Below are 11,659 nucleotides of genomic sequence, written 5' to 3'. Positions count from 1 at the left end.
GCCGACATGGAAACCCCGCCCCGGTTCTCAGCCGCCATGCACCTCTTTGCTGTCTTCCGGCGCCTCGTCTCGTTCGAACATGCCGTAGTCACGGATGACCGAGACGACTCGCAGGCGGTAGTCGTCGAACATGATCTCGCGTCCCGCCTTTTGCGCGTTGCGATGCGCCGAAAGGCGCCGCCAGTTGTCGAGCGCTTCTTCGTCGCGCCAGAAACTGAGGGACAGAAGCTTTTCCGGGTTCGTCAGGCTTTGAAAGCGCTCGACGGAGATGAAGCCGTCGATGCCTTCGGCCAGCGGTTTCATCTTGGCGGCCATGTCTAGATAGGGGTCGACCTGATCCTTGCCGGGAAAGACCTCGAAAATGACAGCGATCATGTGGCTTCTCCATGTGGTTGGGAGACACATTTCAAAAATGTGCGGTCCTCACGCAAGAGGAACTTTTCGGATTGAGCGAAGGCGTAGTTTTCGCGCCCAAGCGGATCTTCCGCGAGTCGCGCGCGGTATGCCTCGTAATCCGCCAGGCTTGCAATGTTATAAATCCCGTAGGCGAGAGTGGACGAGCCTTCGTGCGGTGCGAAATACCCGATGAGCTCGGCCCCGCAACGCGGGATGGCCTGCCCCCAGTTTCGGGCGTACTGGGCGAACTGGGCGTGTTGCGTTGGGTTGATGTGGTAGCGGATGATGCAGGTCAGCATGATGGGTCCGTTTCTTTGATGAACAGAAACTAGCCGATGGACCGGACGTTATGCTTCGATTAAGATCGAACCATGAGAGACGGACCTGATATTGCTTATGTCGCCGCGCTGATCGGGGATCCGGCGCGGGCGAACATCCTGACCGCGCTGATGAGCGGCAAGGCGTTGACCGCCACCGAACTGTCCGGAGAGGCGGGGGTGAGCCTGTCGACGGCTTCGTCCCACTTGTCGAAGCTTGAGGCGGGCGGGCTGGTGAGGGCGCGCAAATCCGGGCGGCACAAGTATTTCTCGCTGGCCTCGGACGATGTGGCCAGCGTGCTTGAGGCCCTGATGGGTCTGGCCGCAGGGACACGGCAATTGCGTACCCGCCCTGGCCCGCGTGATCCGGAACTGCGCCGCGCGCGGGTGTGTTACAACCATCTGGCCGGCGATATGGGCACCCGGATGTATCGCTGCCTGCTGGACCGTGGGATTTTGATCGCCAAGGGTGATCTGCTCGATCTGTCGGAGGCGGGGCGGGCCTTTGTCGGCACGTTCGGGATCGATCTTGATGCCCTACCGCGGTCCCGGGCGCCTTTGTGCCGCGATTGCCTTGACTGGTCGGAGCGGCAGGCGCATCTGGCCGGTCAACTGGGGCGCGCCATGCTTGCGCGCATGGAGGATTTGGGCTGGGCGCGGCGCGTGGCCGGCACGCGGATCGTGCGGTTCACGCGCGAGGGCGAGGCCGGATTTGCCGAGACGTTCGGGGCGGTGGAACAGCGGCTTTGACAGATCCTGCTACGCTGTGCGTCTTTGTCGAAAGCCTTTTCGCCAAGAAGAAAGCGCGTATTGCCAGATTGCCCGGCGCGTAAGGCCAGATTAAGGTGTGCCATGGCGATCCCGGTGGAAAGTTTCTTCTTGCGGCCCGAGGCGGAGGGCACGCTGCAGGCGCAGATCCAGGCGATGATCGCGGAAGGCATTCTGTCGGGGCGGTTCCGCAAGGGTGAAAAGCTGCCGTCGTCACGGCGGCTGGCGGCGCATCTTGGGGTGAGCCGGATCACCGTGACGCTGGCGTATACCGAGTTGCAGGCCAATGATTACCTGCAAAGCCGGGACCGTTCGGGCTATTTCGTGTCGGACAACGCGCCCGAGCCGCCGCAGTTCGCGCCGAGTGCGCCGCGCCGTGACGGTGTGGACTGGGCGCGCGCGCTGGGCCGGCGCTATACCGGGGGGACGACGCCGGAGAAGCCGCAGGATTGGTCACGCTATCGGTATCCGTTCATCTACGGGCAGACCGATCCGGGGCTTTTCGATCACGCCAACTGGCGGCATTGCGCGCTGCGGGCGCTGGGCACCAAGGATTTTCAGGCGCTGACGGCGGATTACTACGATCAGGATGATCCCAAGCTGATCGAGTTCATCGCGCGGCACACTCTGCCGCGGCGCGGGATCCTTGCCGAGCCGGGCGAGATCCTTTTGACGATGGGGGCGCAGAACGCGCTGTGGCTGACGGCGCAGGTGCTGTTGACGCAGCGGCGGACGGCGGCGATCGAGACGCCGTGCTATCACGCGCTGCGCGATATTCTGGGTCAGGCGCGATGTCACCTGGCCGAGGTTGCGGTGGATGGCGACGGGTTGCCGCCCAAGGGTTTGCCAGATCGGGCCGACGTCATCTTTTGCACGCCCAGTCACCAGGCGCCCACGAACGCCACCATGCCGCTGGGGCGGCGACAGGCGCTTCTGGCCCGGGCGCGGGAGATGGACGCGCTGATCGTCGAGGACGATTACGAGTTCGAGATCTCGTTCCTGCGGTCGCCGCTGCCGTCGCTGAAATCGCTCGATACGGACGGGCGGGTGATCTACGTGGGCAGCTTTTCCAAGTCGATCTTTCCGGGGCTGCGGCTGGGCTATCTGGTGGGGCCGGAACCGTTTATCCGAGAGGCCCGCGCGCTGCGCGCCAGTGTGCTGCGGCATCCGCCCGGCCATGTGCAGCGCACGGCGGCCTATTTCCTGAGCCTCGGGCATTACGACAGCCTGATCCGCAAGATGGGGCAGGTCTTTGCCAAGCGGCGCCGCGCCATGGAAGACGCGTTGGCGGCGCAGGGGCTTGGCGTGGCGGGGCGCGGCGTCTTCGGGGGCAGTTCGATCTGGATGCGCGCGCCCGAGGGGGTGGATACCGAAGCGCTCGACGCGCGGTTGCGGCCGCGCGGCGTGCTGATCGAACCGGGGCGGCCGTTCTTCGGCGCGTGGGGTCCGCAGAATTACTACCGGCTGGCTTATTCCTCGATCCCGTCGGAACGGATCGGTGACGGGATCGGCCTCTTGGCCGAAGAACTGCGCAAGATGACCTGACTGGTCTTATCGCGACCACGCAACTGGCCCTAGTGGTGGACGGGGTGCTGGCGTAGGTTTGCGCCCGACGCCCGACCACCCGGGTCTTTCCCCATTTGCAGGAGACGCGCGATGAAGATGACCACCGAAGAAGCCTTTGTGAAGGTACTGCAGATGCATGGGATCGAACATGCGTTCGGCATCATCGGCTCGGCCTTCATGCCGATCTCGGATCTTTTTCCGCAGGCCGGGATCATGTTCTGGGACTGCGCCCACGAGGGATCGGGCGGCATGATGGCCGACGGGTACACCCGCGCGACCGGCAAGATGAGCATGATGATCGCGCAGAACGGCCCCGGCATCACCAATTTCGTTACCGCCGTGAAGACCGCCTATTGGAACCACACGCCGCTTCTTCTCGTGACGCCGCAGGCCGCGAACAAGACCATCGGGCAGGGCGGGTTCCAGGAAGTCGAGCAGATGAAGCTGTTCGAGGACATGGTCGCCTATCAGGAAGAGGTACGCGACCCTAGCCGGGTGGCCGAGGTGCTCAACCGCGTGATCCTGAACGCCAAGCGCGCAAGCGCGCCCGCGCAGATCAACATGCCGCGCGATTACTGGACGCAGGTGATCGATATCGACCTGCCCGCCGTCGTGGAGTTCGAGCGCCCGGCGGGCGGTGAGGCCGCCGTGGCCGAGGCGGCCAAGCTGTTGAGCAAGGCGAAGTTTCCGGTGATCCTCAACGGGGCGGGCGTGGTGCTGGCCGACGCCATTGGCGACAGCATGGCGCTGGCCGAGCGGCTGGATGCACCGGTTTGCGTGGGCTATCAGCATAACGACGCCTTCCCCGGGTCGCATCCGCTTTTCGCGGGGCCGCTTGGCTATAACGGTTCGAAAGCGGGGATGGAGCTTATTGCCCAGGCGGATGTCGTGCTTTGCCTTGGCACGCGGCTCAACCCGTTCTCGACGCTGCCGGGCTATGGCATCGATTACTGGCCCAAGGACGCGAAGATCATCCAGGTGGATATCAATCCCGACCGGATCGGCCTGACCAAGAAAGTAAGCGTGGGCATCGTGGGCGATGCGGGCAAGGTTGCGCGCGGCATCCTCGCGCAGCTCGACGACACGGCGGGCGATGCGGACCGCGACGCGCGCAAGGCCAAGATCGCCCAGACCAAGAGCGCCTGGGCGCAGCAGCTGTCGTCGATGGACCACGAAGAGGACGATCCCGGCACGACCTGGAACGCACGGGCCCGCGAGGCCAAGCCCGACTGGATGAGCCCGCGCATGGCGTGGCGCGCGATTCAGTCCGCGCTTCCGAAGGATGCGATTATCACTTCGGATATCGGCAACAACTGCGCCATCGGCAATGCTTATCCCACCTTCGAGGAAGGCCGCAAATACCTTGCGCCCGGTCTTTTCGGGCCCTGCGGGTATGGCCTTCCGGCTATTGTGGGCGCCAAGATCGGCTGTCCGGACGTGCCGGTCGTGGGCTTTGCCGGCGACGGGGCCTTCGGGATCGCGGTCACGGAACTGACCGCGATTGGCCGTGACGAGTGGCCGGCGATCACCATGGTCGTTTTCCGCAACTACCAGTGGGGCGCAGAGAAGCGGAACTCGACCCTGTGGTACAACGACAATTTCATCGGCACCGAGCTGGACACCAAGGTGAGCTATGCCGGGATCGCGCAGGCCTGTGGCCTGCAGGGCGTGCAGGCGCGCACCATGGACGGGCTGACCGAGGCGCTGAACGTGGCGATCAAGGACCAGATGCAGCACGGGCGCACCACGCTGATCGAGGCGATGATCAACCAGGAACTGGGCGAGCCGTTCCGCCGCGACGCGATGAAAAAGCCGGTCGCGGTGGCGGGCGTCAGCGCCGGGGACATGGCCGAACCGATGGTCTGAGCCGTCATAATCCTGTAGGGCCTTGGGCAGATCAATGCGCAGGGTCCATGCAGGGGCCCCGAACCGTGGGACCGTACCGGACATGACAGACCCGTATCCGTTTCTCGCCACCACCGGGCCGGTTTGCCCGCCCTCTTTGCTGGCGCGGGCACGGACGTTGCCGCGACCGCGCGTGGCGCTGGTAAATGCCGGTGCGCCGAACCCGTTGCAGGGGATCCGCGAGGCGGCAGAGGCCGGGCTGGCCGAGCCGGTGCTGATCGGGGATATCGAGAAGATTAAGGCGACCGCCGACGAGATCGGCTGGGACATATCGGGCCTTCCACTGGTCCACGCCCCCAAGGCGGCCGCAGCCCCCGAAGCGGCGCGCATGGCGCGCAGCGGCGAGGTGAACGCCATCATGAAAGGGCAGATCCACACCTCGACCTTTCTCAAGGGATTGCTGCCATCGTCGGCGGGCTTGCGCGCGCCGGACGCGCGCTGCGGGCATGTGTTCCACATCACGATGCCGGGGTCGGAGCGCCCGCTCCTGCTAACCGATGCGGCGCTGAACGTCGATCCGGACGTGGTGACGCGGCAGGCGTGTCTGAGCCATGCCGTGATGCTGGCGCACAAGCTGGGCATAGAGCGGCCCAAGGCGGGGATCCTGGCCCCAACGGAAGATTTGATCGCGGCTGTGCCAAACACGATCGAAGCTCGGGAGATCGCTGATTGGGCCAAGGGCGCGTTGCCCGGGGCGGTCGTGCAGGGGCCGATGGCGATGGATCTGATCCTGTCCCGGGCCGCCGCCGAGGCCAAGAATTTCGAATCCGAGGTGTCGGGAGATGCCGATATTCTGCTGACGCCGAACATCACCACGGGCAACGCGCTTTTCAAACTGATGTCTTTCGGCATGGGCTGTTGTTGCGCGGGCGTGGTGCTGGGCGCGAAGGTGCCGATCCTGCTCACCTCGCGCGCGCAGGTGGCCGAGGACCGGATCGCGTCGGCGGCCCTTGGCGTGATCGGAGCGGCGGCATGATCCTTGTGGTGAATGCGGGCTCGTCCTCGATCAAGGTCGAACTTTTCGCGCCGGACCTGACGTCGGTGATATCCGGCGCGGTGACCGAGATCGGCGGAGCAGGGCAGCTGCGCCTTGGGGGCACGGTGCAGGATGTGGTGGCTGAAAACCATACGCAGGCGTGTGGTATGTTGCTGGAGCGCCTTGCCCAGGCCGGGCATCCGGTGCGCGCGCTGACGGCGGCGGGCCACCGGATTGTGCATGGCGGCGCGGATCTGACGGCGCCTGTGCGCCTGAACGATGCGACGCTCCGGCAGATCGAGGCCTGTGTGCCGCTGGCGCCCCTGCACAATCCGCACAACCTGTCGGGCGTGCGGGCCTTGCAAGCGCTAGCGCCGGACCTGCCGCAATTCGGCAGTTTCGACACCGCTTTTCATGCCGGCAACCCGACGGTGGCCGTGACCTATGCCATCCCCAAAGCGGAGCGGGCCAAGGGCATCCGGCGCTACGGGTTTCATGGTCTGTCCTATGCCGGGATGGTGGCGCAGTTCGGTGACGCCCTGCCGCGCCGCCTGCTTGGGCTTCACCTTGGCAACGGGGCAAGTCTTTGTGCGATGGTCGACGGGCGGTCGGTGGCGACCTCCATGGGCTATTCGCCGCTGGACGGGCTGGTGATGGGCACCCGCGCCGGGGCCATCGACGGCATGGCGGTGCTGCGGCTGGCCGAGGATCACGGAATCGACGGGGCCGGCGCGATCCTGAACAAGCAAAGCGGGCTGACCGCACTGGCCGGAACAAATGACATGGCCGCGCTGCTGGCCCGGGACGACGACGCGGCGCGCTTTGCGGTTGCGCATTTCTGCTACTGGGCTGCCCGGCAGGCCGGGTCGGCGATCGCCGCGATGCAGGGTGTCGATGCGGTCGCCTTTACCGGGGGGATCGGGGAGAACGCGGGACCCATACGCAGGCGTATAATGGAGCATCTTGCCTGGCTGGGCGACGTGCCGGTGCATGTCGTGCCCGCCGATGAAGAGCGCCAGATCGCGCGGGATGTCGCAGGGCTTTTGGCATGAACGGCTTGACCCCAAGCCCTGCACGCGATCACATCGACAGAGCGTGTTTCCGAGCATGACCGTGGAGTGCACATGAACCATACGCAGCCCAGTCTCGACCTGTCGCCGGATGTCAGCGACGAGGTGCGCAAGACGACCTGTTACATGTGCGCCTGCCGCTGCGGGATCAACGTGCATATGAAGAACGGCAAGGTCGCGTATATCGAGGGCAACCGGGATCACCCGGTGAACAAGGGTGTTCTGTGCGCCAAGGGCAGCGCGGGTATCATGCAGCACAATGCGCCCTCGCGCCTGCGGGCGCCATTGAAGCGGGTCGGGCCGCGTGGCTCGGGCGAGTTCGAGGAGATTTCCTGGGACGAGGCGCTGGACCTGGCGGTGAGCTGGCTGAAGCCTTTGCGAGAAAAAGCGCCGGAGAAGCTGGCGTTTTTTACAGGCCGCGATCAGAGCCAGAGCTTCACCAGTTTCTGGGCGCAGAATTTCGGCACGCCGAATTACGCCGCGCATGGCGGGTTTTGTTCGGTCAACATGGCGGCGGCGGGCATCTATACGATGGGCGGCGCGTTCTGGGAGTTCGGGCAACCGGACTGGGAGCGGACCAAGCTCTTCATGATTTTCGGGGTGGCCGAGGACCATGACAGCAATCCGATCAAGATGGGCATTGGCCGGCTGAAGGAACGCGGCGCAAAGGTGATCGGGGTGAACCCCATTCGCACCGGATATAACGCCGTGGCGGATGAGTGGGTCGGGATCACGCCGGGCACCGATGGGCTATTCATTCTGGCGCTGGTCCATGAGTTGCTTCGCGCGGGCAAGATCGACCTCGACTATCTCGCGCGCTACACCAACGCGCCGGTGCTGGTGAACAGCGATCCGAAGAGCGCCGAACATGGCCTCTTTCTGCGCGATGACGACGGTAAGCCGCAAGTGATCGACCGGAGGACGGGAAAGCTGGCGGCCTTCGATGCGAAAGGCGTGAAGCCGGATCTGGCCGCGACCCATCGGCAGGCGGGCGTGACGCATCGCCCGGTGATGCACCTGTTGGCCGAGCGTTATATGGACAAGGCCTATGCGCCGGAGGCGGTGGCCGAGCGCGTGGGCGTCAGCGCGGGACGTATCCGCGCCATCTCCGCCGAGTTGGCGCGCGTGGCGTTTGAGGAAGAGATCGTACTGGAGCGGAAATGGACCGATTTCCGGGGTGAGACGCATTCGGAGATGCGGGGCCGGCCCGTCAGCTTTCACGCGATGCGCGGAATTTCCGCACATTCCAACGGCTTCCAGACCTGCCGTGCGCTGCACATGCTGCAGATCCTGCTGGGGTCGGTCGAGGTCCCAGGGGGCTTTCGTTTCAAGCCGCCCTATCCGAAGCCGATGACGATCCACCCCACGCCGCATTGCAAGGTAACGCCCGGCAAGCCGCTCGATGGACCGCATCTGGGGTTCGTGCGCGGGCCGGAGGATCTAGCGCTGAAGGACGATGGCAGCCCGGCGCGGATCGACAAGGCGTTCACTTGGGAAAACCCGATGAGCGCGCATGGGCTGATGCATATGGTGATCAGCAACGCCCATGCGGGGGATCCGTACAAGATCGACACGCTGTTCATGTACATGGCCAACATGTCGTGGAACTCGTCGATGAACACGCGCGGCGTGATCGACATGCTGACGGACAAGGGCGAGGACGGCGAATACGTCATCCCGCGTATTATCTATTCGGATGCGTATAGTTCCGAGATGGTGGCCTATGCCGACCTGATCCTGCCCGACACAACCTATCTGGAGCGGCACGATTGCATCAGCCTGCTGGATCGTCCGATCTGCGAGGCGGATGCGGCGGCTGACGCAATCCGCTGGCCGGTGGTGGAGCCCGACCGCGATGTGCGCGGGTTTCAGACGGTGCTGGTGCAGCTGGCCAACAAGCTGGGATTGCCGGGCTTCGTCGACGAGAGCGGCGCGGCGAAATATGCCGATTACGCTGATTACATCGTCAATCACGAACGCAAGCCGGGGATCGGGCCGCTGGCGGGTTGGCGCATGGGCGACAAGGGCCTGACCCACGGACGTGGCGCGCCGAACGAAGCGCAGCTTGACAGCTATATCAGGAACGGCGGCTTTTTCGTGAGCCACATTGCGGACGAGCACGCCTATATGAAGCCCTGGAACATGGGCTATCAGGACTGGGCGGTCGGGATGGGGCTGTATGACCATCCGCAACCGTATGTTTTCGACCTTTATGTCGAGACGATGCGCAAGTTTCAGTTGGCCGCCGAAGGGCAGGGCGACCGCCAGCCGCCCGAGCATCTGCGCGAGCGGATCAAGGCCACGCTCGATCCGCTTCCCATTTGGTATCCGCCCTTCGAGGATGGCCATGTGGACCCGGTGGAGTATCCCATTCATGCGCTGACGCAGCGGCCTATGGCCATGTATCATTCCTGGGGATCGCAGAATGCGTGGCTGCGCCAGATCCACGGGCATAATCCGCTCTACCTGCCGACGAAGATCTGGGAGGCACACGGGTTCGCCGAGGGTGACTGGGCCAAGGTCAGCTCTGCGCATGGGGCGATCGTCGTGCCGGTGGCGCATATGGCCGCGCTCAACGAAAACACCGTCTGGACGTGGAACGCGATTGGCAAGCGCAAGGGGGCCTGGGCGCTCAAACCCGATGCGCCGGAGACGAAGAAGGGCTTTCTGCTCAATCATCTCATTCACGAATTGCTGCCGCCCAAGGGCGACGGGTTGCGCTGGGCCAACGGCGATCCGGTGACCGGTCAGGCCGCGTGGTTCGATCTTCGCGTGAAGATTGAGCGGGTTCCGGCCCCGCCGGAGGAGACGCAGCCGACCTTTGGGTTGCAGACCTCGCCGGTCGGAACGGGGCCGGGGACGCTGGCATGGAAGGTCGGCAAATGAGTGGGAAGTCGGTGACGCTTCTGGCGATCCTGGTGTTCGTCGCGCTGGTGGTGGGGTCGTTTGTCTGGTTCATCGTGAGCTGGGACCCGGCGACGGAAGAGCCGGTCACCGGGATCGGGACAGCGCAAGAGGTGGCGGCATGACGGATTTGCCCGAAGCGACGCAGCGGAAGATGGGGCTGGTGATCGATCTCGATACCTGCGTGGGCTGTCATGCCTGCGTGGTCAGCTGCAAGGGCTGGAATACCGAGAACTACGGCGCGCCCCTGTCGGATCAGGACCCTTACGGCGCGGACCCGAGCGGCACTTTCCTCAACCGCGTGCATTCTTACGAAGTGCAGCCCGAGAGCGGCGCGGCGCAGCTGGTGCATTTCCCCAAATCCTGCCTGCACTGCGAGGACGCGCCCTGTGTGACCGTCTGCCCGACCGGGGCGAGTTACAAGCGGGTGGAAGACGGGATCGTTCTGGTCAATGAAAGCGATTGTATCGGCTGCGGGCTGTGCGCCTGGGCCTGTCCCTATGGCGCGCGCGAGATGGACGCCGCCGAAGGCGTGATGAAGAAGTGCACGCTTTGTGTCGACCGGATCTATAACGAGAACCTGCCCGAGGTGGACCGGGTGCCCGCCTGCGTGCGTACCTGCCCCGCCGGGGCGCGGCATTTCGGGGATCTGGGCGATCCGCAGAGCGATGTCAGCCGTTTGGTCGAGGCGCGCGGCGGGATGGACCTGATGCCCGAACAGGGCACTAAACCCGTCAACAAGTACCTGCCGCCCCGGCCCAAGGACCGGACCGAGCCGGTCGGCCCGGGCGAGATCGACATTCTCGCGCCGCTTCTGAAGCCGGTGGCGGAAGAGCCGCGCGGCTTTGTCGGGTGGCTCGACAAGATGCTGGAGAAGATCTGATGCATCCCGCTCCGTCCGTCATTGTCTTCACCACGCTTTCCGGGCTCGGTTTCGGCCTTTTGTTCTGGCTGGGGCTGGGCATGCCGGCGTCGGAGGGCTGGGTGGCGGCGGTGTTCTTCGCCATTGCCTTTGCGCTCTCGGTGGGTGGTCTTCTGGCGTCGACCTTTCACCTTGGTCACCCGGAACGCGCAGTAAAAGCGTTTTCCCAATGGCGGTCGAGCTGGCTCAGCCGGGAAGGCATCTGTGCGGTCGCGGCCTTGTCTGTGATGGGGCTTTACGCGGCGCTGGTGGTGCTGTTCGGGGTCCGGCTGAGCGTGCTGGGCTGGCTTGGGGCGGCGCTCTCTGCCGGGACGGTGTTCACCACCTCGATGATCTACGCGCAGCTCAGGACCGTGCCGCGCTGGAACACCGCGCTGACGCCGGCGCTCTTTCTGGCTCTTTCCCTAGGCGGCGGCGCGCTTCTCGCCGGGCAGGTGAGTCTTGCGCCGTGGTTCCTGACGGCGGCGGCGGCACTGCAGGTGGCGTGGTGGGTGCGCGGCGACAAGGCCCTTCTGCAGAGCGGCACCGATATGGCGAGCGCCACGGGGCTGGGTGAGATCGGGACGGTGCGTGCCTTCGAGCCGCCGCATACCGGCAACAATTACCTCCTGCGGGAATTCGTGCACGTGGTCGGACGCAAGCATGCCGTCAAGCTGCGGGCGATCGCGCTTAGCCTCGGTTACATGGTGCCGGTGCTGGTTCTGGTGCTGCCGTTTTCGCATCTCATGGCGCTGCTGGCCGTGATCGCGCATGTCGCGGGGGTGGCGGCGTCACGCTGGCTTTTCTTTGCGGAAGCCGAGCATGTGGTCGGGCTTTACTACGGCAAGCGCTAGGG

Annotated in this window: 11 protein-coding genes; 9 read left to right on the top strand and 2 right to left on the bottom strand. The window is 64.8% G+C overall.

Features of this window, described 5'->3' with window-relative positions; translation table 11 throughout:
* Window positions 1–27 precede the first annotated feature (27 nt).
* Together EZV60_RS03730 and EZV60_RS03725 are read right to left on the bottom strand one after the other, a co-directional pair.
* Window positions 28–375 carry an antibiotic biosynthesis monooxygenase family protein gene (locus EZV60_RS03730; RefSeq protein WP_135502306.1) on the bottom strand — a complete coding sequence of 116 codons (348 nt, stop codon included), beginning with the start codon at window positions 373–375 and terminating at the stop codon, window positions 28–30.
* The gene (locus EZV60_RS03725) at window positions 372–695 is read right to left on the bottom strand and encodes an NIPSNAP family protein (RefSeq protein ID WP_135502305.1); all 324 of its coding nucleotides are present in this window, start codon (window positions 693–695) and stop codon (window positions 372–374) included. Before EZV60_RS03725 ends, EZV60_RS03730 begins: the two co-directional genes overlap by 4 nt.
* Window positions 696–767: 72 nt before the next feature.
* Between EZV60_RS03725 and EZV60_RS03720 the strand changes: the two genes are divergently transcribed.
* The 9 genes from EZV60_RS03720 (at window position 768) to EZV60_RS03685 (ending at window position 11,657) form a co-directional block, all read left to right on the top strand.
* On the top strand, window positions 768–1,463 hold the full coding sequence (locus tag EZV60_RS03720; RefSeq protein ID WP_135502303.1) for an ArsR/SmtB family transcription factor: 696 nt from the start codon (window positions 768–770) through the stop codon (window positions 1,461–1,463).
* 102 nt (window positions 1,464–1,565) lie between these two features.
* Window positions 1,566–3,026 carry a MocR-like pyridoxine biosynthesis transcription factor PdxR gene (gene pdxR, locus EZV60_RS03715; protein WP_135502301.1) on the top strand — a complete coding sequence of 487 codons (1,461 nt, stop codon included), beginning with the start codon at window positions 1,566–1,568 and terminating at the stop codon, window positions 3,024–3,026.
* A gap of 111 nt (window positions 3,027–3,137) precedes the next feature.
* A complete protein-coding gene (xsc, locus tag EZV60_RS03710) occupies window positions 3,138–4,913 on the top strand; it encodes a sulfoacetaldehyde acetyltransferase (protein WP_135502298.1) in 1,776 nt (591 codons plus the stop codon).
* Between the two features lie 82 nt (window positions 4,914–4,995).
* On the top strand, window positions 4,996–5,928 hold the full coding sequence (locus tag EZV60_RS03705; RefSeq protein ID WP_135502296.1) for a phosphate acyltransferase: 933 nt from the start codon (window positions 4,996–4,998) through the stop codon (window positions 5,926–5,928).
* Window positions 5,925–6,980 carry an acetate/propionate family kinase gene (locus tag EZV60_RS03700; RefSeq protein ID WP_135502294.1) on the top strand — a complete coding sequence of 352 codons (1,056 nt, stop codon included), beginning with the start codon at window positions 5,925–5,927 and terminating at the stop codon, window positions 6,978–6,980. Before EZV60_RS03705 ends, EZV60_RS03700 begins: the two co-directional genes overlap by 4 nt.
* A gap of 72 nt (window positions 6,981–7,052) precedes the next feature.
* Complete coding sequence (locus EZV60_RS03695; protein WP_135502292.1) at window positions 7,053–9,884, top strand: molybdopterin oxidoreductase family protein; 2,832 nt, start codon at window positions 7,053–7,055, stop codon at window positions 9,882–9,884.
* On the top strand, window positions 9,881–10,027 hold the full coding sequence (locus tag EZV60_RS19030; RefSeq protein WP_167853457.1) for a hypothetical protein: 147 nt from the start codon (window positions 9,881–9,883) through the stop codon (window positions 10,025–10,027). The genes EZV60_RS03695 and EZV60_RS19030 overlap by 4 nt, the downstream gene beginning before the upstream one ends.
* A complete protein-coding gene (locus EZV60_RS03690; RefSeq protein ID WP_135502290.1) occupies window positions 10,024–10,785 on the top strand; it encodes a 4Fe-4S dicluster domain-containing protein in 762 nt (253 codons plus the stop codon). The genes EZV60_RS19030 and EZV60_RS03690 overlap by 4 nt, the downstream gene beginning before the upstream one ends.
* Entirely contained in the window at window positions 10,785–11,657 is an 873-nt protein-coding gene (locus tag EZV60_RS03685; RefSeq protein WP_135502288.1) for a dimethyl sulfoxide reductase anchor subunit family protein, read from the top strand. Before EZV60_RS03690 ends, EZV60_RS03685 begins: the two co-directional genes overlap by 1 nt.
* Window positions 11,658–11,659 lie beyond the last annotated feature (2 nt).

Origin of the sequence: Roseovarius aestuariivivens, assembly GCF_004761875.1 — a bacterium.
GTDB classification, from domain to species: Bacteria; Pseudomonadota; Alphaproteobacteria; order Rhodobacterales; family Rhodobacteraceae; genus Roseovarius; species Roseovarius aestuariivivens.
This window is presented reverse-complemented; position numbering and strand designations above follow the sequence as displayed.

Coding starts and splice junctions, on each gene's coding strand:
- EZV60_RS03695 (WP_135502292.1), top strand. CDS start 7,053: ATGAACCATACGCAGCCCAGTCTCGACCTGTCGCCGGATGTCAGCGAC.
- xsc (WP_135502298.1), top strand. CDS start 3,138: ATGAAGATGACCACCGAAGAAGCCTTTGTGAAGGTACTGCAGATGCAT.
- EZV60_RS03725 (WP_135502305.1), bottom strand. CDS start 695: ATGCTGACCTGCATCATCCGCTACCACATCAACCCAACGCAACACGCC.
- EZV60_RS03720 (WP_135502303.1), top strand. CDS start 768: ATGAGAGACGGACCTGATATTGCTTATGTCGCCGCGCTGATCGGGGAT.
- EZV60_RS19030 (WP_167853457.1), top strand. CDS start 9,881: ATGAGTGGGAAGTCGGTGACGCTTCTGGCGATCCTGGTGTTCGTCGCG.
- EZV60_RS03730 (WP_135502306.1), bottom strand. CDS start 375: ATGATCGCTGTCATTTTCGAGGTCTTTCCCGGCAAGGATCAGGTCGAC.
- EZV60_RS03705 (WP_135502296.1), top strand. CDS start 4,996: ATGACAGACCCGTATCCGTTTCTCGCCACCACCGGGCCGGTTTGCCCG.
- EZV60_RS03690 (WP_135502290.1), top strand. CDS start 10,024: ATGACGGATTTGCCCGAAGCGACGCAGCGGAAGATGGGGCTGGTGATC.
- EZV60_RS03700 (WP_135502294.1), top strand. CDS start 5,925: ATGATCCTTGTGGTGAATGCGGGCTCGTCCTCGATCAAGGTCGAACTT.
- pdxR (WP_135502301.1), top strand. CDS start 1,566: ATGGCGATCCCGGTGGAAAGTTTCTTCTTGCGGCCCGAGGCGGAGGGC.
- EZV60_RS03685 (WP_135502288.1), top strand. CDS start 10,785: ATGCATCCCGCTCCGTCCGTCATTGTCTTCACCACGCTTTCCGGGCTC.